The 25,212-nt window shown below is 64.3% G+C and carries 25 protein-coding genes and 1 pseudogene; 10 read left to right on the top strand and 16 right to left on the bottom strand.

Annotation, left to right across the window (positions count from 1 at the left end):
• Positions 1-217 precede the first annotated feature (217 nt).
• The 5 genes from QU596_RS08715 to rpoN are packed head-to-tail and all read left to right on the top strand — an operon-like array spanning position 218 to position 4,260.
• The gene (locus QU596_RS08715; RefSeq protein WP_308515012.1) at positions 218-841 is read left to right on the top strand and encodes a ribonuclease D; all 624 of its coding nucleotides are present in this window, start codon (positions 218-220) and stop codon (positions 839-841) included.
• Positions 831-1,472, top strand: a complete 642-nt coding sequence (lptC, locus tag QU596_RS08720) for an LPS export ABC transporter periplasmic protein LptC (RefSeq protein WP_308515014.1) — start codon at positions 831-833, stop codon at positions 1,470-1,472. The genes QU596_RS08715 and lptC overlap by 11 nt, the downstream gene beginning before the upstream one ends.
• The gene (locus QU596_RS08725) at positions 1,472-2,020 is read left to right on the top strand and encodes an LptA/OstA family protein (RefSeq protein ID WP_420030971.1); all 549 of its coding nucleotides are present in this window, start codon (positions 1,472-1,474) and stop codon (positions 2,018-2,020) included. Before lptC ends, QU596_RS08725 begins: the two co-directional genes overlap by 1 nt.
• A gap of 2 nt (positions 2,021-2,022) precedes the next feature.
• Complete coding sequence (gene lptB / locus QU596_RS08730; RefSeq protein WP_308515018.1) at positions 2,023-2,796, top strand: LPS export ABC transporter ATP-binding protein; 774 nt, start codon at positions 2,023-2,025, stop codon at positions 2,794-2,796.
• 9 nt (positions 2,797-2,805) lie between these two features.
• Positions 2,806-4,260, top strand: a complete 1,455-nt coding sequence (gene rpoN, locus QU596_RS08735; protein ID WP_308515019.1) for an RNA polymerase factor sigma-54 — start codon at positions 2,806-2,808, stop codon at positions 4,258-4,260.
• Here rpoN and QU596_RS08740 read toward each other — a convergent pair.
• The 5 genes and pseudogenes from QU596_RS08740 to QU596_RS08755 all read right to left on the bottom strand — a co-directional run bounded on the left by QU596_RS08740 (position 4,257) and on the right by QU596_RS08755 (position 10,355).
• On the bottom strand, positions 4,257-5,042 hold the full coding sequence (locus QU596_RS08740) for an endonuclease/exonuclease/phosphatase family protein (protein ID WP_308515021.1): 786 nt from the start codon (positions 5,040-5,042) through the stop codon (positions 4,257-4,259). The genes rpoN and QU596_RS08740 overlap by 4 nt on opposite strands.
• A gap of 12 nt (positions 5,043-5,054) precedes the next feature.
• Complete coding sequence (gene gyrB / locus QU596_RS08745; protein WP_308515023.1) at positions 5,055-7,544, bottom strand: DNA topoisomerase (ATP-hydrolyzing) subunit B; 2,490 nt, start codon at positions 7,542-7,544, stop codon at positions 5,055-5,057.
• Positions 7,545-8,217: 673 nt separating this feature from the next.
• On the bottom strand, positions 8,218-9,573 hold the full coding sequence (locus QU596_RS08750) for a tetratricopeptide repeat protein (RefSeq protein WP_420030972.1): 1,356 nt from the start codon (positions 9,571-9,573) through the stop codon (positions 8,218-8,220).
• Between the two features lie 6 nt (positions 9,574-9,579).
• Positions 9,580-9,855, bottom strand: a pseudogene (locus tag QU596_RS13690) (toll/interleukin-1 receptor domain-containing protein); the annotation flags it as partial.
• 92 nt (positions 9,856-9,947) lie between these two features.
• Complete coding sequence (locus QU596_RS08755) at positions 9,948-10,355, bottom strand: hypothetical protein (protein ID WP_308515027.1); 408 nt, start codon at positions 10,353-10,355, stop codon at positions 9,948-9,950.
• Positions 10,356-10,474: 119 nt separating this feature from the next.
• Between QU596_RS08755 and QU596_RS08760 the strand changes: the two genes are divergently transcribed.
• Together QU596_RS08760 and QU596_RS08765 are read left to right on the top strand one after the other, a co-directional pair.
• Positions 10,475-12,484, top strand: coding sequence for a M13 family metallopeptidase (locus QU596_RS08760; RefSeq protein WP_308515029.1), 2,010 nt, complete (start codon positions 10,475-10,477; stop codon positions 12,482-12,484).
• Between the two features lie 230 nt (positions 12,485-12,714).
• Positions 12,715-13,065, top strand: coding sequence for a hypothetical protein (locus QU596_RS08765; protein ID WP_308515030.1), 351 nt, complete (start codon positions 12,715-12,717; stop codon positions 13,063-13,065).
• 163 nt (positions 13,066-13,228) lie between these two features.
• On the opposite strand, the gene QU596_RS08770 is transcribed toward QU596_RS08765, so the two are convergent.
• From QU596_RS08770 to QU596_RS08795, 6 genes are all read right to left on the bottom strand, one after another.
• On the bottom strand, positions 13,229-14,722 hold the full coding sequence (locus QU596_RS08770) for a DEAD/DEAH box helicase (RefSeq protein WP_308515032.1): 1,494 nt from the start codon (positions 14,720-14,722) through the stop codon (positions 13,229-13,231).
• 191 nt (positions 14,723-14,913) lie between these two features.
• On the bottom strand, positions 14,914-15,969 hold the full coding sequence (gene recF / locus QU596_RS08775) for a DNA replication/repair protein RecF (protein WP_308515034.1): 1,056 nt from the start codon (positions 15,967-15,969) through the stop codon (positions 14,914-14,916).
• 16 nt (positions 15,970-15,985) lie between these two features.
• On the bottom strand, positions 15,986-16,303 hold the full coding sequence (locus QU596_RS08780) for a hypothetical protein (protein ID WP_308515036.1): 318 nt from the start codon (positions 16,301-16,303) through the stop codon (positions 15,986-15,988).
• Between the two features lies 1 nt (position 16,304).
• A complete protein-coding gene (gene dnaN / locus QU596_RS08785) occupies positions 16,305-17,408 on the bottom strand; it encodes a DNA polymerase III subunit beta (RefSeq protein ID WP_308515038.1) in 1,104 nt (367 codons plus the stop codon).
• A gap of 142 nt (positions 17,409-17,550) precedes the next feature.
• Positions 17,551-18,156, bottom strand: coding sequence for a fasciclin domain-containing protein (locus QU596_RS08790; RefSeq protein WP_308515040.1), 606 nt, complete (start codon positions 18,154-18,156; stop codon positions 17,551-17,553).
• 79 nt (positions 18,157-18,235) lie between these two features.
• The gene (locus QU596_RS08795) at positions 18,236-19,303 is read right to left on the bottom strand and encodes a hypothetical protein (RefSeq protein WP_308515041.1); all 1,068 of its coding nucleotides are present in this window, start codon (positions 19,301-19,303) and stop codon (positions 18,236-18,238) included.
• Between QU596_RS08795 and QU596_RS08800 the strand changes: the two genes are divergently transcribed.
• The gene (locus QU596_RS08800) at positions 19,271-19,849 is read left to right on the top strand and encodes a hypothetical protein (protein ID WP_308515043.1); all 579 of its coding nucleotides are present in this window, start codon (positions 19,271-19,273) and stop codon (positions 19,847-19,849) included. The two genes, QU596_RS08795 and QU596_RS08800, sit on opposite strands and share 33 nt — an antisense overlap.
• 37 nt (positions 19,850-19,886) lie before the next feature.
• Here the strand turns inward: QU596_RS08800 and QU596_RS08805 are convergent, their stop codons facing one another.
• From QU596_RS08805 to QU596_RS08820, 4 genes are read right to left on the bottom strand one after another with little or no spacing between them, the layout of a single operon-like run.
• Complete coding sequence (locus tag QU596_RS08805; protein WP_308515045.1) at positions 19,887-21,143, bottom strand: spinster family MFS transporter; 1,257 nt, start codon at positions 21,141-21,143, stop codon at positions 19,887-19,889.
• Complete coding sequence (locus tag QU596_RS08810) at positions 21,140-22,297, bottom strand: aminotransferase class V-fold PLP-dependent enzyme (protein WP_308515047.1); 1,158 nt, start codon at positions 22,295-22,297, stop codon at positions 21,140-21,142. The genes QU596_RS08805 and QU596_RS08810 overlap by 4 nt, the downstream gene beginning before the upstream one ends.
• On the bottom strand, positions 22,294-23,061 hold the full coding sequence (locus tag QU596_RS08815; RefSeq protein WP_308515048.1) for a tryptophan 2,3-dioxygenase: 768 nt from the start codon (positions 23,059-23,061) through the stop codon (positions 22,294-22,296). The genes QU596_RS08810 and QU596_RS08815 overlap by 4 nt, the downstream gene beginning before the upstream one ends.
• Positions 23,062-23,113: 52 nt before the next feature.
• Positions 23,114-23,578: an outer membrane protein assembly factor BamE gene (locus tag QU596_RS08820; protein ID WP_308515050.1), complete on the bottom strand. Its 465-nt coding sequence runs from the start codon at positions 23,576-23,578 to the stop codon at positions 23,114-23,116.
• 103 nt (positions 23,579-23,681) lie between these two features.
• Here QU596_RS08820 and QU596_RS08825 point away from each other — a divergent pair, with 103 nt between their 5' ends.
• Positions 23,682-24,194, top strand: a complete 513-nt coding sequence (locus QU596_RS08825; RefSeq protein ID WP_308515052.1) for a ubiquinol-cytochrome C chaperone family protein — start codon at positions 23,682-23,684, stop codon at positions 24,192-24,194.
• Complete coding sequence (locus QU596_RS08830) at positions 24,191-24,712, top strand: YceD family protein (RefSeq protein ID WP_308515054.1); 522 nt, start codon at positions 24,191-24,193, stop codon at positions 24,710-24,712. The genes QU596_RS08825 and QU596_RS08830 overlap by 4 nt, the downstream gene beginning before the upstream one ends.
• Positions 24,713-24,718: 6 nt before the next feature.
• On the opposite strand, the gene ssb is transcribed toward QU596_RS08830, so the two are convergent.
• Positions 24,719-25,210 carry a single-stranded DNA-binding protein gene (gene ssb / locus QU596_RS08835; RefSeq protein WP_308515056.1) on the bottom strand — a complete coding sequence of 164 codons (492 nt, stop codon included), beginning with the start codon at positions 25,208-25,210 and terminating at the stop codon, positions 24,719-24,721.
• Positions 25,211-25,212 lie beyond the last annotated feature (2 nt).

Below are 25,212 nucleotides of genomic sequence, written 5' to 3' on the forward strand. Positions count from 1 at the left end.
TCCGTACTTAAAAGCCCGCTTACCCCTGAAACCAACGCGCTCGGGCCGAACGGCGCAACCGGTCATGGCGCGCAATCCACTCACGCACCGTTCAGGGCCCTTACAAGAAAATTGAGGCCGTCTCTAGTGACTCAGTGACAGCGCGCCTGACGGCAGGGCTGGCATGCCGGGGCGATAGGGGACTAAAGCGGCCGAAAGACGTGATTAAGGAGTGGAAATGGCGGTTTACCTGCACGAGGAAGACCTTCCGGCCGACGTAAAGTTCGCCGACGGGCCGATCGCCGTGGACACGGAAGCCATGGGCCTGATTTACGGCCGCGATCGCCTCTGCGTCGTCCAATTGTCTGACGGCAAGGGGGACGAGCACCTCGTCCGTTTCAAGCGCGGCAGCGGTTATTCGGCGCCGAATCTCAAGGCGCTGCTCGCCGATTCGAACCGGCTCAAGCTCTACCATTTCGCCCGGTTCGATATTGGCATCATGAGCGCTTATCTCGGGATCATGGCGGCACCGCTTTACTGCACGCGAACAGCCTCGCGGCTGGTTCGGACGTACACGGACCGTCACGGACTCAAGGATCTGGTCAAGGAACTGCTCAACATCGACGTGTCGAAGCAGCAGCAAACCAGCGACTGGGGCGCCGACGAGCTAAGCGAGGCGCAGCGTGAATATGCCGCCGGTGACGTTCGTTATCTCCACCAGTTGAAGGAAAAACTCGACATCCGCCTCGCTCGCGAAGAGCGAACCGCGCTGGCCCAAGCCTGCTTCGACTTCCTGCCGACGCGCGCGTTGCTCGATCTGGCCGGATGGCCGGAACAGGACATTTTCGCCCATGACGGATAGCGCCGTCCCCAACCGGCGCGAGGTTCCGCAGCGGTGGGCGACGCCCAACAGCGGGCATGACCGGATCGTACGCTGGGCAAAGATCGCCCTTCCCAGCGCGGTTGGCGTATTGCTTGCGATCCTGTTTCTCGCCCCCCTCGACCGCAAAGGCGATGTCAGCTTCATCCTCGACAAGAAGAAGGTCGATAGCGCCCCCGAAAGGATGCGCGTGGAAAGCGCGCGCTACAGCGGCACCGATGACAAGGGACAAATGTTCGAAATGATCGCCAATCGTGCAGTCCAGCCCAGTTCCGATACGCCCATCGTCGCCATCAACGGAATGCTGGCGAGGCTCGAGCAACAGCAGGGGCCGATGACGATCGCGGCGGACAAGGGCCGCTATAATATCGACACTCAGCAGGTTTCGATCGACGGGCCGGTGAGCGTGAAGGGCAACGACGGCTTCACGTTGAACACCAGCGACGTCTTGGTCGATCTGAAACAGCGCGAACTTGCGAGCCAAGGCCCCGCGCAAGGCGCGATGCGGCTAGGACAATTCCGTGCCAATCAGATCCGCGCCGACCTCGATGAGCGCAAGGTTGTGCTGGATGGTGGTGTCCGCTTGAAAATCGTGCAAGGCGCGGTCAGATGATGCGCGTGCGCTTCACTGGCATCATCCTTGCAACAGCGGCTTTTGCGGCGACAGCGGCAATCGCACAGGTGCGTCAGGAACAGCCGACGTCGGCCCTGAAGGGGCATAACAGCAATGCCCCCGTGGATGTCACCGCGGACCGGATCGAGGTGCAAGATCGCGCCGACCGGGCGATGTTCGTCGGCAACGTGCATGTGACGCAGGCCGAGCTTATGCTGGACACGCCTCGGTTGACGGTCGCCTACGCCGGCGGAACGGGCGGCGCGGGCGTCCAGATCAAGCGCCTGGATGCGGCCGGTGGCGTAACGATCAAGAGCCCGTCGGAAACGGCACGCGGCGACTTCGGCATTTACGATCTCGACCGCAAGCTGATCACTCTGCTCGGTAACGTTGAACTCATTCGTGATCAGAACCGCGTTAATGGCGCGCGCCTGACGATCGATCTCGACACGGGCCGCGCGGTCGTCGACGGCGGCCCCCCGGGTGTGAATGCGAGCGGCGGTCGCGTGACCGGCCATTTCACTGTCCCGCAGCGTCAGCAGCAATAAAGGTGAACGAGGCAGCGATCATTGAGCGGCCCGCGATCGATACGCGGCGCGCCAACGACGGCCTTGAAGTCCGCTCGATCGCCAAGTCCTACGACAAACGGGCGGTGCTGCACGACGTCAGCCTCGACGTCCACCGCGGCGAGGTGGTCGGCCTGCTCGGACCCAACGGCGCGGGCAAGACGACCTGCTTCTACTCCGTGATGGGTCTGGTGAAGCCCGACAGCGGCCGCATCTTTCTGGACGGCAACGATATCACCGAACTGCCGATGTATCGGCGCGCGATCCTCGGCCTCGGCTACTTGCCGCAGGAGACCTCGATCTTCCGCGGCATGTCGGTCGAGGGCAACATCATGGCGGTGCTAGAGGCTGCCGAGCCTGACCGTTCGGTGAGAGCGGCGAGGCTGGAGCAATTGCTGTCGGAGTTCGGCCTTACCGGCCTCCGCGAGTCGCCGGCCATGGCGCTGTCCGGCGGTGAACGCCGCCGCTGCGAGATCGCCCGGGCGCTCGCTGCGAACCCGTCGATCATGCTTCTCGACGAGCCGTTCGCAGGCATCGACCCGATCTCCATTTCGGACATCCGCGAGCTGGTCCGTGAGCTGAAGAGCCGGGAGATCGGCGTACTGATCACCGATCACAACGTCCGCGAGACGCTCGACATCGTCGACCGCGCCTGCATCATTTATGACGGGCAGGTCCTGTTTGCCGGAACGCCGGAAGCGTTGGTCGCGGACCAGGAAGTCCGCCGCCTATACCTCGGCGAAAGCTTCGCGCTGTAAGCTGACGCGATGGGCCTGGGCCCCTCTTTAAGCATAAGGCAATCGCAGCAGCTGGTCCTGACGCCACAGCTGCGTCAGGCAATCCAGCTGTTGCAGCTTAGCAACCTCGAGCTTGATGCATTTCTTGCGGAGGAGCTTTCGAAGAATCCGTTGCTTGAAGCGCAATCGGGCGACGGGGACGCGCAGCCAGCCGCGGATTATTCCGGAGAGGAACGAGACAATGACGACGCGCCGGACGATCCCGGTGCGGACAACCTCATCGCCGGGCAAGCCGACGACGACCGGCCGATGGACATGGACTGGCAGTCGGAGGCGCTGGAAATCGACAGTTTCAATGACGTCGTGACGTCAGGCAGCGCCGAGGAAGCATTTGACTTCGACCGGGTCGAATTCGCGGCATCGTCACTTGCGGAGCATCTGCAGATGCAGTTGCACGGGCACTCGGGGGATGTCGGAGACTTGGCGCGGATCCTCGCCGAGGCGCTGGAAGAGACCGGTTACTTGACCGTGCCGCTGGGCGAGATTGCGGAGCTTACTGATGCGCCATTGGCATCGGTCGAGCAGGCGTTGGTGTTGCTTCAGGGACTCGAACCCGCGGGCGTCGGTGCTCGATCCTTGGCCGAATGCCTGGCGCTGCAGGCAAAGGCCGCTGACCGCTACGATCCGGCAATGGCGCGGCTGATCGACAATCTGGATTTGCTTTCAAAGGGCCGCACCAGCGACCTCAAGCGAATTTGCGGCGTCGACGACGAAGACCTCGCCGACATGTTCCGTGAACTACGCGCTTACGATCCGAAACCAGGATGCCAGTTTTCCAGCGCTGCGGCCGAGGATGTGACGCCCGACGTTTTCGTCAAACCTCTTAAGGCCGGGTTTGCGGTCGAACTGAATCAAAGCACGCTGCCACGGCTGCTGGTCAATCGGCGCTACTACCAGGAACTCAAGTCCGGCCCACAGGACAAGACGTCGCGGGCCTGGCTCAGCGAATGCCTGCAAAGCGCCAACTGGCTGGTGAAGGCGCTCGACCAGCGGGCACGAACCATCGTCAAGGTCGTCAGCGAGATCGTCAAACGGCAGCAGGGCTTCTTCGAACGCGGCGTCGCGGCGATGAAGCCGATGACGCTGCGGGAGGTCGCCGAGGCGATCGGGATGCATGAATCGACGGTCAGCCGGGTGACCTCCAACAAGTATCTGCTGTGCGACAGGGGGCTTTACGAGCTGAAGTATTTCTTCGGGTCCGGGGTGGCTTCGACGGAGGGCGACGGGGCGGCGGCGGAGGCGGTGAAGGCGGGGATCAAGGAGTTGATCGAGGCCGAGACCGACATCCTCAGCGACGACGCCATCGCCGGCTTGCTCAAGCAGCGGGGCTTCGACGTCGCTCGGCGGACGGTGGTGAAGTACCGGGAGGCGATGGGCATCGGATCGTCGATCCAGCGGCGGCGGCAGCGGAAGATCGGCGGCTAGGCCTTCACTCTAGCCCAGATCGGCAGATGGTCGGAGGCCTTGCGCGCCGCGGGGCTCATGTGGACGCCGGCGGCTTCGATATCGAGGTTCTTGTCGACGATGATCCGGTCGAGCGCGGCGACCGGGTGGCGGGCATGGAAGCTGTTGCCGGTCGGGGCGATGTGAAATTCGTCGCACAGGTCGTTGAGGCACCCAGCGGCGGTGCGCCATTCGTTGGTGTCACCCATCAGCACCGTCGGCATCTTTTGGGGCCGGGCGGCGACGGCTTCCATGATCGCCCGCATCTGCCGTTTGCGCCACAGGCCGCTGAGGTCGAGGTGCATGCCGACGACCCGCAGCGGCCGCTCGTCGATCAGCAGCTCGGCGATGACCGCGCCGCGGGGTTCGAGCGTCGGCAATTCCAGCGCCACGGCGTCGAGCACGCCGATGTGCTGCTTCACCAGGATCGCATTGCCGTGCCACCCGAGATTGCGGGTGTTAAGCTTGAGCAGGCGGTCGCTGTGCTTGCGGACCTTGTCGAACATCCTTTTGTGTCGGACGCCGAGATGAACCGGTTTGTAGGTGCCGTGGCGGTCGATCAGCTCATGCGGCACCGCCGACCCGCGTCCGCCGACGCGTTTGTCGGCTTCCTGCAGGGCGACGATGTCGGCGTCGATCTCCTGCAGTACGTCGAGCACGCGCTTCGGATCGCGCCGCCGGTCGAGACCGACGGCTTTGCGCATATTGTAGCTGGCCAGGGTAATCGACGCGCCTGAGGTCACGGGAGCGCCAACAACGGCCATCGCAGAGTGTTCCTAAACGTCGAGATTGGCGACGTTCAGCGCATTGTCCTGAATAAACTCGCGGCGCGGCTCGACGACGTCGCCCATGAGACGCGTGAAGATCTCGTCGGCGACGTCAGCCTGGTCGATCGCGACGCGGAGCATCGAGCGGTTGAGCGGGTCGAGCGTGGTCTCCCACAGCTGTTCCGCGTTCATCTCACCGAGACCCTTGTAGCGCTGGATCGACAGGCCCTTGCGGCCCGCCGCGAGGATCGCGTCGAGTAGCTGCGACGGACGCGCCACCAGCGTTTCGCCCTTGCCGATGGTCAGCGCCGCTTCGTCGCCGTCCGTTTCTTCGGAAGTCTCGGACACCTCAGCCATTTCGCCGGAAGTGGCCTTGATCGAAACGAGCTTGCGGGCGCCGGCGTAGATTTCGGCCTGCTCAGCAGCCAGCGTGTGGAGCTTGCGGGCTTCGGCCGAGGCGATGAATGCCGCTTCAATGATGTGGTGGTCGGTCACGCCGCGCCACAGCCGTTCGAAGTGGAATCCGCCTTCGTCGGTCATCCGCGCGGTCCAGCGCGCTTCGGGATCGCCCTGGTCGAGACGGCGGGTAACTTCGGCCAAACGCTTCGTCCGCTCGGCAGCGTTGATCGCCGGATCGAGCGCGCCGCCCAGCGCAAGCGTTTCGACGATCACCGGATCGTAGCGGCGCGGCGCATAATGCATCAGCGTGCGCAGGCGGCGGGCATGGTCGACCAGCGCCAGCAAAGGCTGGCCCGAACCGATGCCGTCGAGCGAGGTCAGCTGGACGCCGCCACGAACGAGATAATCGTCGAGCGCGGCTTCGTCCTTGAGATATTCGACCGCCTTGCCGCGGGTCGCCTTGTAGAGCGGCGGCTGGGCAATCAGCAGGTGCCCCGCCTCCACGAGCTCCGGCATCTGCCGGTAGAAGAAGGTCAGCAGCAGGGTGCGGATGTGGGCGCCGTCGACGTCGGCGTCGGTCATGATGATGATCTTGTGATAGCGCAGCTTTTCGAGGTTGAATTCCTCGCGGCCGATGCCGGTGCCCATCGCCTGGATCAGCGAGATGATTTCCTTCGACGACAGCATGCGGTCGGTCCGCGCGCGCTCGACGTTGAGGATCTTGCCGCGGATCGGCAGGATCGCCTGAAACTCGCTGTTGCGGCCGGACTTCGCCGAGCCACCGGCGCTGTCGCCCTCGACGATGAACAGTTCTGACCGCGCCGGATCGCGTTCGCGGCAGTCGTGCAGCTTGCCGGGCAGGCCGGTCACGCCCATCACCGTCTTGCGGCTGGCGTCGCGGGCCTTGCGCGCCGCTTCGCGCGCCGCGGCGGCGTCGATGACCTTCTGGATGATGGCGCGGGCGTCGGCGGGATGTTCTTCCAGCCACTCGCTCATCTTGTCGCCCATCAAAGCTTCGAGCGGCTGGCGGACTTCCGAGCTGACCAGCTTGTCCTTGGTCTGCGAGCTGAACTTGGGATCGGGCAGCTTGACTGACACGATGGCCGTCAGGCCCTCGCGCATGTCGTCGCCCGTCAGGCTGACCTTTTCCTTTTTCAGCATGCCGGACTTGTCGGCATAGGCATTGAGGGTGCGGGTCAGCGCGGCGCGGAAGGCGGCGAGGTGGGTGCCGCCGTCGCGCTGCGGGATGTTGTTCGTGAACGGCAGGACGTTCTCGTAATAGGAATCGTTCCATTCGAGGGCGACGTCGATGCCGATGCCGTCGCGGACCGCGGAAATGGCGATCGGCTCCGGGAAGAGCGGGTTCTTCGCGCGATCGAGATATTTCACGAAGGCCGCGATGCCGCCCTCGTAGTATAGCTCATGCTCGACCCGTTCTTCGTGCCGGGCATCGGCAAGGATCATGCGGACGCCCGAGTTGAGGAAGGCGAGCTCCCGGTAGCGGTGCTCGAGCCGTTCGAAGTCGAACTCCGTGATCTTGAAGGTTTCGGGGCTGGGCAGGAAGGTAACGCGGGTGCCCTTCTTCCCCTCGGGCGCCTTCCCGACGACCTTGAGCGGCGCAACCGCGTCACCGTGGCGGAACTGCATGTAATGCTCCTCGCCATCACGCCAGATGGTGAGATCCAGATATTCGGACAGCGCGTTGACGACGCTGACGCCGACGCCGTGGAGGCCGCCCGACACCTTGTAGGCATTGTCGTCGGACGTGTTCTCGAACTTCCCGCCGGCGTGGAGCTGGGTCATGATAACCTCGGCCGCCGAGACGCCCTCTTCGGGGTGGATGCCGGTGGGGATACCGCGGCCATTGTCCTCGACCGTGACCGATCCGTCGGGGTTGAGCTGGATCAGGATGCGGTCGCAGTGACCGGCCAGCGCCTCGTCGATCGCATTGTCCGAAACCTCGAACACCATGTGGTGGAGGCCGGAGCCGTCGTCGGTATCGCCGATGTACATGCCGGGCCGCTTGCGGACGGCGTCGAGGCCCTTGAGCACCTTGATGCTCTCGGCGCCGTAGGAATTCTGATTGGGGTCGGTTGCCATAGTCCAGATATAGGGATTTATCCTCGGAAGTCACGCGTGTGCGCGTGTGCGCGCGCGCGGGAGTCGCGGAGGATGATTCCCATGGCCACAGACAGCAGATTGTCACCCTGATTGGTTGAAACCGGGGGGTCCTCCACTTCCTCCACTTCGTTACCCTGGACGGCATGGCTGCCGAGGGCGAATGCGCCGGTCAGGGTGACAAATGCCGGCGGATTGAGGCTCCGGCGAGGGTAACAGCTTGTACCCGGAGTTGAAGACGACGCGCCGCTCATCAGCCGGTGAGTGGCACGAAAAGCCTAGTGTAGGACAGCATTTCGCGTTGGCGGATTAATGTCTGCCTTGGGTGGAAAGCAGCGATTTTTAGGGATGCTTGCGACCAATAATGTCAGTCGTCGTGCGATGCGTGACCGACGTCACCAAATGCATCTTACGTCCGTCCCAGCAGCCCCACCGCGTTTTTTTCCACTGCGGCGGGCAATGAACCGACTTCCAATCGAAACACGATATTCCGTGATTTGACAAAACGCATGTGGGTTGAGTGACGGCAGCTGCAGCGATCAGTAGCAACATTACGCTCTCCCAACTCAGTCCAGCGTATCACGGCGCGTTATGTCTGCAATGGGTGGAAAGCGGACATTGGCGACCGCCCATCTGCGGCGGATCGATCCGAGCCTTAGGGCGCTGCCCGCTCGCTCGCTCGTGGATTGCCTCGAGCCAACTCAATGCCGTTTAGGAAGAGGCTGAGCCCATCAGGATTGATGATCATATATTCGGCGAAACTCTCGATGGATCGAGAGGCAAGTGCTGCGTAGCGTGCCAGCGCTTCCTCCGCCTCAGTGAGGCGGCCGAGATGGCCATAGCTTGCCGCCAGGAACGCATACCCGCGCGGATGAGGCTTTTGCCTGACGAACTCCTTGCCGAGCGCGACAGCGTCCTCGAACCGCCTCTGTTGAAAACGTGCCCAAGACAGGAGTCCCACCAGATTGGGCACGTCGGGACCAAGCGGGTCCAAATGCCTCGAACGTTCGAGATGTTCGATCGCGATCTCATTGTGACCAACCCGCAAATGGATGATCCCGCTCATGAACCAGCCAATGGGCGATCCAGGATTGAGATCAATTGCTCTGTCGCAAAGGACGATTGCCGCCTCGATGTCGCGCTCCAGGCCAGCGATGACCGATGCGGCATTTGCGAGGACGTCGGCGTCGTCACTGGCGACGGCCAGCGCATGATGCGCCATTTCAATCCCCCTGAGGCGGTCGGCCTCTGGTCGCGTGGCCCACTCGAATAGCCGGCTGATGTTGTGGCACACGGCGCCCAGAGCCAAAGCGGGACCGTAATTCGGGTCGAGCGCTACGGCGCGTTCGATCAGCTCCAGCGCCTCCAAGGTTCCCAATTTGGTGTAGCTGCGATGCAGCGGCCAGGCCCGCAGGTAAAGGTCGTAACTGCTCATGTTTTGAGTGGGCCTCCGCGGCATCTTGCGGATTTCGGCCTGCTGCAGGCTCGGCTCGATGCGCGCGGCGACCGCAAGCGCGACCCTGTCCTGAAGACCGAAAACATCTTCGAGCGAGTCGTCGAACCGTTCGGCCCATAGCTGAGAACCGTCGGCGGCGTCGATCAGTTTGACCGCAATGCGGACCCGGCCGGCTGCCTTCCGAACGCTGCCTTCGAGAAGATATGCGACTCCCAGCCGCTTACCGGCTTCCTGTGGCTCGAGGTTTTTACCCTTGAGCGACAAGCTCGATCCGCCCGCAATCACGAAGATCGTCCGAATCCGAGAAAGAGACGTGGCGATCTCCTCCAGCATGCCATCAACGAAATATTCCTGTTCGGCGTCGCCCGCGATGTTCGCAAAGGGCATGATAGCGATCGAGGGCTTGCCGGCGCGGCCGTTCAATTCGGTAACCCCTGCGGACGGGCTCAGTCCCAGTTTCGCCGCGATCCCGTTCAAAACCTGAGTCCAGCCCTGGGCATCGGTTTCGCCACGCCATAGCCGGAGGTCCGCGCACTCAATTTCATCGAACGGCATCGGCACTGGCGATCCATCCAGGGTGAGCTGAACGAGCTTACCGAGAGCGCGGGCCCGGCTGGCTTCGGAACAAACCCAATCGGAGCGGGCCGCATCTGCCGACCAGAGCACCAGGACCGACCTAGCCGCGCAGAGCTGCTCTTCTATCGTTTTCCTGAAGCCTTGGTGGGCCTGCAGTTGGGTATCTCTCCAAACGTCATGCCCGTGCGCGCGAAGTGCGTCAGCAATCCTATCGGCCTGCTTCGCCGTTGACCTTGCGTAAGATATGAAGACGTCTGACATGGCGGTTCAGCAGTTTACCACAGGGATCCGACGTCAGTAACGCAACGAAGTTCGCTGGTGAGCTAGTGTCTGCTTTGGGTCGAAAGCGGACATTAGCCTGCGCTTTGTGCTGAGCCCTCCGACAATGGATCATGAGCGAAGACGAGCCAAGCGAAGCTTAGCGCCAAGAGGCCTGTCGCTGCGCCGGCCCCGATAAGCGTTGGCGGCAATTTGCCGCGCGAGGCGGCTTTTCCGAGCGTGAGCGCCGCGGTGGCGAAGAGGATGAGGTTTCCGAGCCCGAGCGGCCGGGCATAGATGCCGCCGATCCGGTTGCGGCGGCTCATCCAATCCATCGCCGCGAAACCGATCAGGCTGCCGCCGAGCAGCTGGATGAAGATGGGCAGTGCGCTCGATGCGGCGCCGTCGATCGCCCGGGCAATTTCGACCGGTGCGAACAGGCCGGCAAGCCCGGCGATAAACAGAATGATCGCGCCTAGCGTGAGGATAAACCGTCCGGCCATGATCCAGCCCGTTCCACAATCCGTAGCTAGCAGCAACCGGGGTGACGGTCCCACACCCGGCTCGCCAAGACTGTGTTATGTGTGTAATACGCACCGCAAGGGTCGCAAGGGGCTATCGAATGCGCAGGTTCGTCAAATGGATCGTTGCGGCTGCCGGTGTCGCAATGGCGGCGGATGCCGGTTTGAGCGTGCCGACCCCGGAGCGCGCGGCGCCGCCAAGACTGTTGCCAACAGGTGACGGGATCGACCGTTCGGCGCTCGACATGGGCACGGACCCGTGCACGAACTTTTACCGGCATGCGTGCGGCGGATTCATTGCGAGCCATCCGGCCACTGCGGAGCATCCGCTGATCGCGCTTGCGGATCTGCAAGCCAACAGCGATTTCGACCGCAGCCTGACCCGCCTGCTCGGCGAGCCGGCGCGCGGGGACCGCGAGCTGGAACGGTTGCAGCGTTTCTATCAATCCTGCCGCCAGGGGACGGCCGGGGACGAAGCGCTGCTGCGGCGCTGGCTCATCCGGATCGACAGCGCAAAGAGCCGATCGGACATTCGGGCGCTGACGCGGGACCTCGCCGCTATCGGCGTCGACGCCTTCGTCAATTATGGGGGGCGGCCGGATCGCAACCGGCTGGATCGTAACCGCGGCGAAATTCATCCTGGCATGCTGTGGGCGCAACCGGAAGCGGTTGCCGCGGTCTTTCGCGCGAGCGGGCGGCCGGAGGCGGTGGCCGCGCGCGAGGCAGCAGCGGTGGCCGACCTGACGCAGCGCCTGGTCAAACTCCGTAACGAGCGATGGGAGGCGGCCAAGGCCGAGAACCCGCGAACTATCGCGCAACTCCAGGCGATGGATCCGGCATTTGACTGGCCGGCCTATCTGCGCGCGGCTGGCGCAAGGCCGGGCAAGGCCATCAACGTCACGTCTCCAGCTTATCTGCGCGCGCTCGACAAGGAGTTTCGCAGCCGGACGTTGCCGGAGTTGCGCGCCTATCTGCGCTGGGCGTTCCTCTTCTCGCTGCGCGGCGAGCTGCCGCGGTCGTACGATGCCGCGCTGGCACAATTGCCGTTGAACTGGCGGCCGCAGCTGGCCGACGAGGACCGGCGCTGCCGCGATGCGGCCGTGCGGGCGATGGGCGTCGAATTCTCGCGGCAATATTCGCAGCGCGTGTTGGGTGTTCCCGCGCGCGACGCGGCACGGCGATTGTCCGAGACTATACGGGCGGAGATTATTCGATCGATCGGCGAGGCCGAGTGGCTGTCGCCCAAAGCACGTGCGGCGACCGCGGACAAGTTGCGGCACACGGACCTCAAAGTCGGCTTCCCCGACCTGTGGCCGGCGACGGGGCAATATCCGGTAAGCCGCGAGCATTTCCTGGCCAACGTCCTTGCCAGCCGGCGATTCGAGCAGCAGCGCGAATGGGCGAGAGCCGCCCAGCCGCGCAGTCGCACCGCCTGGGAAATGAAAGTCAGTCCGTGGGTCGGCGAAGGAATGGCGGCGGCGCGGCTGGTCATTCCGAACGGCTTCCCGGACGCCTTTTCCAACTCGCTGATCATGACGGCAGCGTTCCTGTCGGCACCTCGGTTCGACGCGAGCGCTCACGACGAGCTTAACTACGCGACCTACGGGTCGGTGTTCGCGCACGAATTCGTGCACGTGGCGCAACTGCATATGTTCGGCCCTGCCGGCGAGGATGCCGAACTGTGGGGACCGCAGGACGACAAGGCGGCGGACGCAAGGGGACAGTGCGTCATCGACCAGGCCAACGCCTACCAGGTGCTACCCGGGGTGCATCTCGCGGGTTCGGACGAATTTCCGGAAAATGTCGCTGATTACGGTGGCCTGCGACTGGCTTACGAAGCGCTCAAGCGTTCGCTGGGAGACAAGGTCGAACGGCGCGACGCGCTGAACAGCAGTCCCGCCCAGCGCTTTTTCTACCGCTATGCGCAATCCCATTGCACGTCGCAGACGGACGCGAGCCTGCGCGACGCCGTGGCGAACGATGGGCACGCGCCGGCGGAGTTCAGGGTCAACGGGCCCTTGTCGAACATGCCCGAATTCCGACGCGCCTTTAATTGCCCGGCGCAGGCGCCCATGGCGCGGCCGGCGGCCCAGCAGTGCCGGGTTTGGTGAGCGTCGTCGCTCAGCCCTTGCCCTGAAGCTCGTTGCGAAACAGCCAGATCACGCCCGCGCAAGAGACAGTCCAGATCGTCGCAAGGACGATGACGAAGGTGATCACTGGGTGGGTCCGATCGAACGAGGAAAGTAGCTAAGCGCTTCATGTCTACTTTTGTTGCGTTGCAACAAAACTGCCCCGCGATGACACCATGACGTCACCGGACATTCGGAGAAATCGCCAATGCATGGGGCGGATTCCCGCACAAGACCGCCGCACTGCGGCAAGAATTGGCGGTTTCTTCCCGTTGGCACGCTTCCTGAATGACCATAGTCAGCCGGCGCCGGGTAGCGCCGGCACGATAAGGGGCAAGACGATGAAGAGTGTTACGCACGGTGGGACAGGCGAAGCGGAGATGCCGACCGACCTGCTGGCCGGCCTGTTGATGGAAATGGCGCGCGAAGCGAAGCCTGCTGCCGCGCGGCCGGGCAAGGTGCCGTTGAAAGTCTACGGCGTGATGGCAATCACCACGATGCTGACGTTCGCGACGCTGGTCAGCGGTTATCAATTGCTCTTCGCGCCCCAGGTGTTCGCATGATGCGCGCCGCCATCGAATGGCTCGACCGGTTCGCCGCGAACCCGTGGGCGCTGTCGTTCACGAGCTTTGCGCTGACGGCGCTGGTAATCCGGTCCGGCCACCTGCCGACCTTCTAACGAACAGCGGAGGCGTCCCGGCCCTCAAGCCGGGACGATCCTCGTGATCAGGCGGCGCGATAGCCGCCGGGCCGACGCGACCGGCCGTGGAACTTGCGCTTCGGCTGACCGCCTTGAGGGCGCGCGGGGCCGCGAGCTTCGCTGGAACGGGCTGCACGCGGATCGGCATCAGCTTCGCGAAACACTTCCGGACGATAGGACGTACGCGTCGCGTCGCCGCGATGGTCGTCGCGCCGCTGGCCGTTGCGGTCCTGGGGTCCGCCGCGCTGCGGATGACGCTGGCCGCCGCCGTTGCGAGCCTTTCGCTGCTGGCCGTCGTGGCGACGGTCGGCCTTGAACCCGTCGCGCAGGCTGCGCTCGGGCTTTGCCTCGACCGGCGGCTTGAGGCGCTTGAACGCTTCGGCGCTGGCCTGAAAGTCCGCCGGCAGCGGGGCGACCGGCAAGCGCTGACGCGTGGTGCGCTCGATATCGCGCAGGTTGCCGCGCTCGTCGGGGGCGCAGAAGGCGATGGCGATGCCGTCGGCGCCGGCGCGCGCGGTGCGGCCGATGCGGTGGACATATTGCTCGGGAACGTCGGGCAGGTCGAAGTTGACGACGTGGCTGACGCCCGGGACGTCGATTCCGCGCGCCGCGATGTCGGTCGCGATCAGGACCTTCATCTCGCCCGACTTGAAGGCGGCGAGCGTGCGCTCGCGCTGGGCCTGGCTCTTGTTGCCGTGGATCGCTCCCGACGCGATCTTGGCGGCCGCGAGCTGCTTCACGATCTTGTCGGCGCCATGCTTGGTGCGGCTGAACACCAGCGCGCGCTCGACCGGCTCATTCTGCAGCAGCAGGGCGAGCAGCGCCGACTTTTCCGCCTGGTTGACCATCGTGACGCGCTGATCGATCCGCTGGACGGTGGTCGCGGCCGGCGTCACCGACACTTCCGCCGGGTTGCTGAGGTACTTGTCGGCCAGTTCCTTGATCGCGCGCGGCATGGTGGCCGAGAAGAACAGGGTCTGGCGCTTGGGCGGGACGAGCGCGACGATGCGCTTCAGCGCATGGATGAAGCCGAGGTCGAGCATCTGATCCGCCTCATCGAGGACGAGGATTTCGAGCTCGCGGAGGCTCAGCGCGCGCTGGTCGATCAGGTCGAGCAGACGACCCGGGGTGGCGACGAGGACGTCGAGGCCGCGGGCGACGGTGCGCACGCTCTTGCCGTTGGGGACGCCGCCGAAAATGACGCCGACCGACAGGCGCATGTACTTGCCATAGGCTTCGGCGCTGGCCGCGATCTGCGAGGCGAGCTCACGGGTCGGGGCGAGGACGAGCATGCGGATCTGGCCCGGCTTCGGGATGACGCGGTTGGCCGCCAGCCGGTCGAGCGAGGGCAGCATGAAGGCCGCGGTCTTGCCGGTGCCGGTCTGGGCGATGCCCAGCAGGTCACGGCCCGTAAGAACGGTCGGAATGGCCTGGAGCTGGATGGGCGTCGCCTTGGTATAATCCTTGGCGGCGAGCGCATCGAGCAGGGGCTTCGAGAGCCCGAGGGAATGAAACGACATTGAAAAACTTCCACAAATAGAGCCGTCGGGCGCGCCATGAGGGCGCCCGGCGGGCGGGAAACAAGAACCCCGCGTGATGTGGAGAACTTCAGGAAATGAGGCGCGGGCCGGATGCTTGTGCACCGATCACGCCGCTTGCTAGGCGCCTCGTGTTGCAGTGCAATATAGCGGTAAGCCGCGAAAAGTCCAGATCAGGCCGAATGGACGACGCCGGGCTCGACGTGGAAACGGGTTGCGGTGCCGATGCCGTCGAACAACGCGGCCTCGGTCGCGGTCATCCAGACCTGGCCGCGGCCCGCAAGGCGGGCGAACAATGCGGCGCGCCGTTTGGGGTCTAGGTGAGCGGCAACTTCGTCAAGGAGCAGCATGGGTGGGGCGCGGCGGCGGTCGGCGACGAGGTCGGCGTGAGCGAGGACGAGGCCAAGCAGCAATGCCTTCTGTTCGCCCGTGGAGGATTGCGCCGCCGGCATGCGCTTGGCGCGGTGGAGGACGGCAAGGTCCTGGCGGTGAGGGCCTTCGATGGCACGCCCGGCGGCGGCGTCGCGTGAGCGGTTCGCGCGGAGAATTGCGGTAAGATTGGCGGGCGCCCAACCCTCAAGCGTGATTTCGGCGCGGGCGAACTCGTCGTCGGGGGCTGCGGCGATCGCGGCATCGAGCGCCGTCACGGCGCGGGCGCGGGTTTCGGCGACCGCTGCGCCATGTTCCGCCATCGCCAGTTCGAGCGAGGACAGCCAGCTTTCGTCCCACTGCTCCTCGGCGAGCAGCTTGTTGCGGGCGCGCATGGCGGCTTCGTAGCGGGAGGCGTGATGGGCATGCCCCGGCTCAAGCGCGAGGACGAGGCGGTCGAGGAAGCGCCGGCGGTCGCCCGCGCTGCCGGTGAACAAGCGGTCCATCGCTGGCGTCAGCCACAGGACGGACAGCCATTCGCCAAGCGCGTTCACCGACGCGGCGGCGCCATTGATGCGGACCTGACGGCGTTCGGGCGCCGTGGACTGTGTGCCGGTGCCGAGATCACTCTCGCCTAGCCGTGCCGCCACACCCCAGCCGCCGCTGCCACCCTGCCGCGCCATCTCGGAAATCGGTACGCCGCGAAGCCCGCGCCCGGGGGCGAGCATCGATACGGCTTCGAGCAGGTTGGTCTTCCCCGCTCCATTTTCGCCAAAGAGGAGCACGAAACCATCGCGCGCTTCGACAGTCGCGGCGGCATAGGAGCGGAAGTCGGTGAGGGTTAGGCGGCTGACCGGCACACGATCGGCTTAGCCTTTATTGATCGCGGCGGTCGATGACTTCGTAATGCGCTGCGCGGTCGTCGAAGCTGTTGAGGACGGCGCGGGCTTCGGCCGGAACGTGGCTGCGTTCGTAATCGTCACCCATGAACGCCCGCACCGAGGCGAAATCGTCGAACCACATCATCGTCTGGAATTCGATCTCGCCGTCGAGATTGCGGCGCATCAGGTCAATGTGCCGCAATCCCGGGATCTGCCGCGCTTCAATGTCAGGGATGACCTGCGAGCGCACGATCCGCTCATAATCGTCGGCGTCCTCCGGAGCAGCCCAGCCGCGCCAGAGCCGACAGATCATGTCAGACCCGCATCGGCATGAGGACGTAGAGCGCGTTCGACTTGTCGTTTTCGCGCAGGAGCGTCGGGGCGGCGGCGTCGGCGAGGTGCACTTCGACCGTGTCGCCGTCGATCTCGCTGAGGATGTCGAGCAGGTAGCGGGCGTTAAAGCCGATCTCGAGGCCATCCGAACCGTAGTCGGCGGGCACTTCTTCGGTCGCGACGCCGTTTTCGGGCGAGGTGACCGACAGCGTCACCTTGTCGCGGTCGACGGCCATCTTCACCGCGCGGGTCTTCTCGCTGGCGATGGTCGAGACGCGATCGACGCCCTGGCTGAAGCTCTTGGGATCGAGCTTGAGCAGCTTGTCGTTCCCAGTCGGGATGACGCGATTGTAGTCGGGGAAGGTCCCATCGATCAGCTTGCTGGTCAAAATGGCGCTGCCGAGCCCGAAGCGGACCTTGGTCGGCGACAGCGAGATCTCCACCGTTCCATCGACTTCCTCGAGCAGGCGGTAAAGCTCGGCGACCGCTTTGCGCGGGATGATGACGTCGGGCATGCCGTCGGCGCCGTCCGGCTTCGGGATGGTGACGCGAGCGAGGCGATGGCCGTCCGTCGCTGCGGCGCGCATCTGGTCGTCCACGACGTGGATGAAAATGCCCATCAAATAATAGCGAGTCTCTTCGCTGGAGATCGCGAAGCGGGTCTTCTCAATGACTTGGCGAAGTGTCGCGGCGGGCAGTTCGAAGCGGGTCGGCAGATCACCCTCGGCAATGACCGGGAAATCATCGCGCGGCAGGGTCGACAGATTGAAGCGCGAGCGGCCGGCCACGACCTGCATCTTGCCCTCGGCGGCGGTCAGCTCAACCTGGCTGCCTTCCGGAAGCTTGCGGACGATGTCGAAGAAGGTGTGCGCGGAAACGGTCGTGGCACCGGGCTGGCTGACGTTGGCGGCAATGCTTTCGTCGACCTGCAGATCGAGGTCGGTCGCCATCAGGCGGAGCGAACCGTCGTCCTTCGCTTCCATCAGCACGTTGCTGAGGATCGGGATCGTGTTCCGGCGCTCCACGACCGATTGCACATGGCTCAGGCTCTTCAGGAGAGTTGCCCGCTCGATCGTCGCTTTCATGTCGTTTCAAGCCCCATCATCCGCCCGTCATTGGGCACCGCAGGCGCCACTATAGCGAGCCGTTTTGCGGGCGGAAGCGGAATGATGAGGGAAGCGGATGTAGCGGCCCCGCGGCCGCTACATCGCAACATCTTGGGGTGGCTCAGCCCTTTTTCTGGCCGACCGCTGGCGCCTTACTGGTTTTGGCGGGCATCAGCATCGCATCGACGTGATGAACGACGCCGTTGGTATACTGCTCATCGCCTTGAGTGATGGTAGCCTTGTGACCCGCGGCGTCGGTCAGAACCGTCTTGCCGCCGTCTTTGGTCGCAGTGAGCGTCCCGCTCATGGTGGCGAGCACGGCCTTTCCCTTGCCGGCATCGATCGCCTTGTCGATGTCGGCTACCATCACGGTGCCGGGCAGGATCAGGTTGGTCAGCACGCCGGTCAGTTGCGCGCGATTTTCCGGCTTCGTGTCGAACGTACCTGCCGGAGCGCCGGTGAAGGCGGCGTCATCCGGAACGAAGACGGTGTAGGGACCCGGACCGGCGAGCGTCTGGTCGAGACCGGCAGCCTTTGCGGCGGCCATGAACTGACTGTTCGGCGGAATGCTGGCGCCGATGGTCTTGCCGCCGGCGGCCTTCTGGGCCTTGTCCGTCTGGGCTTCGGGGGCCTTGGCCGCGCCGTTGCCGTCGGTCTTGCTGCTGCAGGCGCCGAGCGTGAGCAGCGCGGCGGTGCCCATGGTTAGTGCGAGCGCGTGGCGCTTCATCACTTTCTCCTTATCGTTGCGACAATGAAATGGCCCGAGGCGGATTGGGTTCCGCCCCGGGCCTTACGGTTGCTCGCGCCTAGGTCAGGAGCGAGGCGACGATTGCCGTGACGAGCTGCGTCGTCGGGTCGACCTGGTAAATGTAGCCGTTGTTGTAACGGTACCAGGCTTCCGGCGTGTCGTAGTAGGTCTGCCGGTAATCGTACGGCACGTTGTAGACGCCGTAGCCCGCAGGCAGCGGCTGACCCACCGCGAACCCCGGCGACAGCAGCGCCGCGACGGACGTGATCATGTCGTTGCGCTGGTCGTACTGGTAGATCGCCCCTGGCGAGTACCAGTAACCGTAGTCGGGCGTATCGTAGTACATCGTGCGATACTGGGTCGGCACGTTGTAGTAGCTGTAGGCCGACGGCAGCATCTGGCCGACACCATAGCCACCCGCGTACATCGGGATCACATTCTCGACGTACCCGTCGTCGCAATCCACCTGATAGATGACGCCGTCATAGTAACGGTTACAGACGTCACCATAGTCCTGGTAGAAGTTGTTGAACCCGTACGCCGCCGGCACATAGCTGCTCATGTACGACGTCGGCAGGTACGAACCCGGCAGATAGCCGCCCGCAAGCAGCGGGATCAGCGCCTGGATCAAATTGTCGCCGCGGTCGATCTGGTAGGCGTAGCCGTTACCGTACTGCCAGTAATAATCGTCGTTCGACGGGTAGAGATACTGGAGCGAGGCGGGGAACGGGCTCAGCGCACCGAAGCTCGCCACCTGCTGCACCGGCACGCCGATGAAGCGTTCGACCACCGTCGGCGCGAAGAACTGCGTGTTCGACCCGTAATTCCAGTCGGCGAAGCGAGAGGCAGCCAGCTGCTGCTGATAATTGCGCTGCTGCTGCTGAACATATTGCAGCTGCTGATTGTCGAAGGCGTTGCCGCCGAACTTGTTGTTCGCGAACTGGCTCATCGCCATCGCCTGCTGACGCTGGAGGTTGCGGTTCGCGTCCGCCTGCTGACGCTGGAGGTTGCGGTTCGCGTCAGCCTGCTGACGCTCCATCATGCGCGCCTGCTGCTTGGCGAAGCCGCCCTGCTGACGCTCGATGTTATGAGCTTGCTGGCGTTCGAAGCCGCGCTGACGCTCCATCTGACGCGCTTGCTGACGTTCGAAACCGCGCGCCTGCTGGCGCTCGATTTGCCGGGCCTGCTGGCGCTCGAAGCCGCGCTGTTGCTGACGCTCCATCTGGCGCGCCTGCTGACGTTCAAAACCACGTTGCTGCTGACGCTCGACGCGCTGCTGCATCTGGGGAGCACGCACCTCCATGCGCGGTCCGCCGCCGCCACGGTCGAAGCGGGGACCACCGCCGCCACCGCCGCCGCCGCCGCCGCGGGGCTGTTCGAAGCGCGGACCACCGCCGCCTCCGCCACCACCGTTGCCGTGGCCGCCGCCACCGCCGCCCTGCTGGGCTGCGGGCGGTCCGCCGCCACCATTTCCCTTACCGTTGCCGCCGCCACCGCCGTGGCCGCCACCTGGCCCCGCGCTTGCCGGGGCAGCGATCGCCAGCGCGGCTACGCCGGCAGCGAGAAATACCCTGGTCAACATCGCAAAATCTCCTTTCGAACGAGAGAAACGGCTCGTCCGCGACACCGTTCCAACACCTTAACGGCGGGAACTTTCAGCCTAGCGCACTAGGCTGAACCTTAAATGTCGAAGTTATTCAGATACTTGGCTACGCAGCGTCCTGTACCCACGCGGCCCGCAGCGGCTTGATCGCGAGAAGGGCGAGGAACGCTGCCAGCAGGTAAAAGCTGCAGCAGACGACCGCCGCGTTGCGCAACGAATCGACGCCATAGGTTGATTTCAGCGCGTCGGAGAGCCCGCCAATCAGCAGCGGGCCTGCACCGAGTCCGATCAGATTGTTGATGAGCAGGAAGCTTGCCGAGGCGGTCGAGCGCATCGATTGCGGAACGAGGTGCTGAACCGCGGTCGTGATGGGTCCGAGCCAAAGGATATTGAGGGCGTTGGGGATCAGCAGCAGAACCCAGGCGAACCATAGATTGGGCGCGAAGAAGCCGGCGACGAAGGTTGGAGCGGTGATTAGCCAGGCGATGGCCGGCAGCTTGGCGTACCAGCCACGGTCACCGGTGCCGAGCCGATCGGCGAGCCAGCCGCCGGCAAACACGCCCGTGCAGCCGCCGATGATGACCAGCGAGGCGAGGAAGTTGCCCGTCTGCACCAGACTGAGGTCGAAGCTGCGCATGAGGACGGACGGAGTCCACAAGGCAAGGCCGTAGCCGCACAGCGAGCTGGCCGAAGCGCCGAAGGCGAGCAGCCAGAAGGCCGGTTTGCGAGCGAGCATCGGGAACACGCTGCCAAGCGGTGCGGTCGCGGCGTTCCTCGCGCGCGGGAGGTCACGGACTACCCAGCGCAGCACGGGCGCCAGGATGATGCCGGCGACGCCCATGATGACGAACGCCGCGCGCCAGCCGAACAATTGTGCGAGATGGGCGCCGATGAACGAGCCCCCGCCAAGGCCGATCGGCACCCCCAGTGAAAAGACGGCGAGGGCGCGCGCCCGGCGCTCCGGTGGGAAGTAATCGGCAACCAGTGCATAGGACGGGGCGACGCCGCCCGCCTCGCCGACGCCGACGCCCAGCCGGTAGAGGAACAGTTGCCCGAAAGACGTCGCCGTGCCGCACAAAGCGGTAAAGGCGCTCCACACGGCGAGCGCGCCGGCGACGACGCCGCTGCGGCTGGTCTTGTCGGCAAGGAAGGCAAGCGGAATGCCGAGCAGCGAATAAAGTAGCGCAAAGGCGAGGCCCCCAATCGCACCGAACTCGGTATCGGTAAGATTGAGGTCCGCCTTGATCGACGAGGCCAGGATGCCGAGGATCTGCCGGTCGAGAAAATTGAAGATGTAGGCGATGAGCAGGATGAACAGGACCAGGTTGGCACTACGTGCCGGCCACAACGACGTCTCGCTCATTCCAATTCCCCCAGATGCTCGATCAGCCGGTCGACGTCGGCATCATCCTGATAAATCCCGAAGCCGATGCGCAACACGTCGCCGCGGACGTCGGTAATTACGTTGCGCGACTTCAGTTGCTCGTACCAGCGCTGCGCTTCCGTATGACGGAAGGCCAGGAAACGCGCGTGCGGACCTTGCGTGACGGGATTCAGAAGCTCGGCGTTCGCCAGAGGCGTCCCATCGAAGCGGCTTAGCAAATGTTTTTGCAGCGCCTCGGCGTGCGCCGAGACCCTCGCGGTCATCAGGCCATTCTCTGCGAGCATTCGGCGGATCGCCGTGAAGCGATAGAGTGCCGACGGATCGAAGGTGGCGCCGAGGAAGCGGTCTGCGGTTTTGGCATAGCCGACTTGCCCGGGCGGAAGGCCGAGGTCCTCGAATTCCGCGTACCAGCCGGTGATGCGTGGACGCTCGCCGAAGCCGGGCGGCGCATGCATGAAACCGCAGCCTTCGCCGGCCATTGCGTATTTGTACCCGCCACCAAGAAAGAAGGCTGATTGCGCCGGCTGGGCGCCCAGCGGCCGGTCGATGGCCATGAAGCTATGGTAACCATCGATGACCACCCACGGGCCGTCGGGCCTGCCGAGCGCGGCAAGTTCTTCGATCTTGTCGAAAATCAGGCCGCTGCCGAACATCACCTGACTGACGAAGATGATTTGCGCATCGCCGCTTTTCGCCGCTTCAAGAAAACGTTCGGAGAAAGTGTCGAACGGATACGTCGGAATGCGTTCGAACACGGCCGCGCCCGATTCCTCCCAGCGGGCAAACTGCCGGCGGGCGCTGTGGAATTCGCCGTCGCTGGTCAGGACCCGGATTGGCCAGCTTTCGGATACGGCGGCGAACAGGCGAACGAGCAGGTCGTGGGTGTTCGACGCGAAGACGATGGCGTCGGCCATGTCGGTACCCAGTTCGGCAGCGACTTCGCGCTGGGCCTCGGGATAGACTTCGCCCATGACGCGATCCCACTTGCGGTCCGCGAGGCGAGCGGCATCTTCCCAGGCGGCGACCTGGCCATCGTAGCTGGCGTCCGGCCAAAGGTGGTGGCTGTGCGCGGCGAAGTGCAGCCGGCGAGGATCGGCACCCAGGCTCCGGCTGAACAACGCTTTGAAACTCAAAGATCGGTCCTCAGCGACCACAATTCAGGGAAGACACGCTTCTCGAGCGTGGCGCGAAGGTAGGGCGCGCCGGCCGAGCCGCCCGTGCCCTGCTTGTTGCCGATGATTCGCTCGACGGTAAGCACATGCTTGTGGCGCCAGGCAGCGAGCGCATCGTCGATGTCGACCAGCTTCTCCGCGAGTTCGTACAGGTCGAACCAGCGCTCGGCATCGCGATAGATCTTGAGCCAGGCCGCAGCGACGGCTTCCGTCGAATGGTCGCCGAGGTCGAAACCTGCGCGTTCAAGCGCCGCGTGGGCAGCTTCGCGCAGGCTCGGCTCCTCGAGCGCCCGCTTCAGTGCCGCGCGCTCGGCACTGCCTTCTGCATAATGTTTGATGAAATTCGGCTCCTTCAATCCGAGGCGGAATTCGATTTCCCGAAATTGCGCGGATTGAAAGCCCGACGAGGTGCCGAGCACATCGCGAAACTTCAGATAGTCGACCGGCGTCAGCGTCGACAGCACGTCCCAGGACAGCGTCATCACTGCTTGAATGCGGCTGATCCGCGCCATCGCCTTGTATGCTTCGGCGAAGCGGTCCGACTGCACGAAGTCGATCGCCAGCCGCAGCTCGTGAAGGAGCTGCTTCATCCACAGCTCCTTCGTCTGATGGATGACGATGAACAGCATCTCGTCGTGCAGCGACGACAAGGGCTGCTGCGCCGACAGGATCTGGTCGAGCTTCAGATAGTCGGCATAGGTCATGCCGGCGGGCGTCGCGGTCATGGGCGACGCTTAAGCGAAACAACCGCCACGCGGAAGGCGGAGCCGGAGGTCTTTACTGACCCGGATTCTGGGACCCCGGAAGGCCTGGCGCGCCGACCGTGCCGATGCCGCCGAACAGCTCCTCGAAGAAGCTGCGCTTGCGGCCGAGCGTGGGCGTCTTTTTGCCGTACGGGTCGACGTTCATCACCAATTCCTTGCCGGTCTCCTGAACCGCCGACACGTTCCCCTTCGGATCGAAGCGGACGATCAAGGTCGTCTGCTTGCGAACACTAGGGTTGCGAAACGCCACCTGGTTGGTGTCGCGCGAAATATAGTACCACTCATTGGAATTGAATTGGCCGGCAAAGGTGGGACGGCCCAGCAGCTTGGCCACGGAATCCTTGTTGTCGACGCCCGGCTGAATGCCCGCGACAAGCTGCTGGTCCAGCACGACGCCCTTATGCTGGCGGAACTGCGCGCACCCCGTAACGAGCACTGCAGAACCGGCAATCGCCAACGTCAAAACCGGAAGCTTCATCGATAAACCCTTGCTGGGACGCGCGGCGCCCGAAAACTGTTGCCTTGCCTAGCGGCGGTCGCGCCTCAATATGCGGAGGGCACTAAGCGACGCAAGGGACGCTATGCTGGGTTTCCTGTTCCGGACATTAACGGCCGCGCCTTCGGAAGGTGCTCCGCTGTTCGACCGGCTGACCGCCGAGGCGCGGCGGCCGGACTGGTATCTCGCCGGCGGTGTGCCGGATACGCTCGACGGACGCTTCGCAGTCTTGTCGACCTTGACGGCGATCGCGCTCATCCGGCTGGAACGCGGCGGACCTGTCGGCAAAGCGGCGACGGTCACGCTGACCGAGCGCTTCATCGAGGTGATGGAAAGCGAGCATCGTGAACTCGGGCTGGGCGATCCGACGCTGGGGAAGACCGTCCGCAAGCTGGTGGGAAAGCTGGCCCGGCGAACGGGGATCTGGCGAGAAGTGCTGGCCAACGAGCGGCCATGGGACGAGGCCGTGAGGGAAAGCTTGTTCAGGGACCATCCCGCACCCGCAGCGGTTGAGGCGGACGAAGCCGCCCTGCGGCGTTTCTGGACGCGGTTGAAAGAGGTTGCGGTTGGCGATCTGGCGAAGGGGGTACTGCCATGAGCGACCAATTCGCGCACCAACTCCGGATTGATCAGATCCGCGATGGCGACCGGCTGGAATTGTCGGCGGACGAGAGCGAGCGGGCGGCAATCGCCGAGCGCCTGGGGCTTCCGTCGATCAAGTGCCTGAACGCGCAGGTGACGCTTAGCCGGTCGGGTGAGACGATTCGCGCCGATGGCCGACTGGCCGCGTCGCTGGATCAGAGCTGCGTGGTTACCGGCGATCCGGTCGCTGCGCATGTCGACGAGCGCTTCGCCATCCAGTTCGTTGCCGAGCCGAAGGATGGCGGCCCCGACGATGAGATCGAGCTCGGCGAAGCCGACTGCGACACCGTTTTTTACGATGGTGCGATGATCGATCTGGGCGAGGCGCTGGCGGACACCCTGGCCCTGAGCCTCGATCCCTATCCGCGCAGCGCGGGAGCCGACGCCGCGCTCAAGGAAGCCGGGGTGATGAGCGAAGAGGAAGCGAGTCCGTTCGCGGTCCTGGCGAAGCTTCGGAAGAGCGACGAAACTTAGAACGACTTAGAACGGGACGTCGTCGTCCAGGTCGGTGTCGAACGCGGCCGGCTGCGGGCGCGACTGCTGGCGCTGCGGCGGGCTCCCAAAGTCGTTGCCGCCGCCGAAATCGTCGTTGAAGGCGCCGCGGCCACCGCCGCCGCCCTGACCGTCGCGGCTGTCGAGCAGGACGAGTTCGCCGCGGAATTTCTGCAGCACGATCTCAGTCGTGTAGCGGTCATTACCCGACTGATCCTGCCACTTACGGGTCTGCAGCTGGCCTTCGATGTACACTTTGCTGCCCTTGCGCAGGTAGTTTTTGGCCACGCGGCCCAGGTTCTCGTTGAAGATGGCGACCGAGTGCCATTCGGTCTTTTCCTGGCGGTTGCCGTCGCGGTCCTTCCACGTCTCCGACGTCGCAATGCGGAGGTTGACCACCTCGCCGCCATTGCTGAACGAGCGCGACTCCGGGTCCGCGCCCAGGTTGCCGACCAGAATCACCTTGTTCACGCCCGCCATCT

The organism is Sphingomonas flavescens (assembly GCF_030866745.1).
In the GTDB taxonomy this organism is placed as follows: domain Bacteria; phylum Pseudomonadota; class Alphaproteobacteria; order Sphingomonadales; family Sphingomonadaceae; genus Sphingomicrobium; species Sphingomicrobium flavescens.

Excerpts from the sequence above, each read along its gene's own strand:
- ssb (WP_308515056.1), bottom strand. The coding sequence starts at position 25,210 with ATGGCGGGCGTGAACAAGGTGATTCTGGTCGGCAACCTGGGCGCGGAC.
- QU596_RS08820 (WP_308515050.1), bottom strand. The coding sequence starts at position 23,578 with ATGAAGCTTCCGGTTTTGACGTTGGCGATTGCCGGTTCTGCAGTGCTC.
- QU596_RS08805 (WP_308515045.1), bottom strand. The coding sequence starts at position 21,143 with ATGAGCGAGACGTCGTTGTGGCCGGCACGTAGTGCCAACCTGGTCCTG.
- QU596_RS08830 (WP_308515054.1), top strand. The coding sequence starts at position 24,191 with ATGAGCGACCAATTCGCGCACCAACTCCGGATTGATCAGATCCGCGAT.
- QU596_RS08740 (WP_308515021.1), bottom strand. The coding sequence starts at position 5,042 with ATGGCCGTTGTTGGCGCTCCCGTGACCTCAGGCGCGTCGATTACCCTG.
- QU596_RS08755 (WP_308515027.1), bottom strand. The coding sequence starts at position 10,355 with ATGGCCGGACGGTTTATCCTCACGCTAGGCGCGATCATTCTGTTTATC.
- lptC (WP_308515014.1), top strand. The coding sequence starts at position 831 with ATGACGGATAGCGCCGTCCCCAACCGGCGCGAGGTTCCGCAGCGGTGG.
- QU596_RS08815 (WP_308515048.1), bottom strand. The coding sequence starts at position 23,061 with ATGACCGCGACGCCCGCCGGCATGACCTATGCCGACTATCTGAAGCTC.
- QU596_RS08790 (WP_308515040.1), bottom strand. The coding sequence starts at position 18,156 with ATGAAGCGCCACGCGCTCGCACTAACCATGGGCACCGCCGCGCTGCTC.
- QU596_RS08765 (WP_308515030.1), top strand. The coding sequence starts at position 12,715 with ATGGGGCGGATTCCCGCACAAGACCGCCGCACTGCGGCAAGAATTGGC.
- QU596_RS08795 (WP_308515041.1), bottom strand. The coding sequence starts at position 19,303 with ATGGAGCGTCAGCGCGGCTTCGAACGCCAGCAAGCTCATAACATCGAG.
- gyrB (WP_308515023.1), bottom strand. The coding sequence starts at position 7,544 with ATGGCAACCGACCCCAATCAGAATTCCTACGGCGCCGAGAGCATCAAG.
- QU596_RS08780 (WP_308515036.1), bottom strand. The coding sequence starts at position 16,303 with ATGATCTGTCGGCTCTGGCGCGGCTGGGCTGCTCCGGAGGACGCCGAC.
- QU596_RS08760 (WP_308515029.1), top strand. The coding sequence starts at position 10,475 with ATGCGCAGGTTCGTCAAATGGATCGTTGCGGCTGCCGGTGTCGCAATG.
- QU596_RS08825 (WP_308515052.1), top strand. The coding sequence starts at position 23,682 with ATGCTGGGTTTCCTGTTCCGGACATTAACGGCCGCGCCTTCGGAAGGT.
- QU596_RS08715 (WP_308515012.1), top strand. The coding sequence starts at position 218 with ATGGCGGTTTACCTGCACGAGGAAGACCTTCCGGCCGACGTAAAGTTC.
- QU596_RS08770 (WP_308515032.1), bottom strand. The coding sequence starts at position 14,722 with ATGTCGTTTCATTCCCTCGGGCTCTCGAAGCCCCTGCTCGATGCGCTC.
- QU596_RS08750 (WP_420030972.1), bottom strand. The coding sequence starts at position 9,573 with ATGCCGTTCGATGAAATTGAGTGCGCGGACCTCCGGCTATGGCGTGGC.
- QU596_RS08725 (WP_420030971.1), top strand. The coding sequence starts at position 1,472 with ATGCGCGTGCGCTTCACTGGCATCATCCTTGCAACAGCGGCTTTTGCG.
- rpoN (WP_308515019.1), top strand. The coding sequence starts at position 2,806 with ATGGGCCTGGGCCCCTCTTTAAGCATAAGGCAATCGCAGCAGCTGGTC.
- dnaN (WP_308515038.1), bottom strand. The coding sequence starts at position 17,408 with ATGAAAGCGACGATCGAGCGGGCAACTCTCCTGAAGAGCCTGAGCCAT.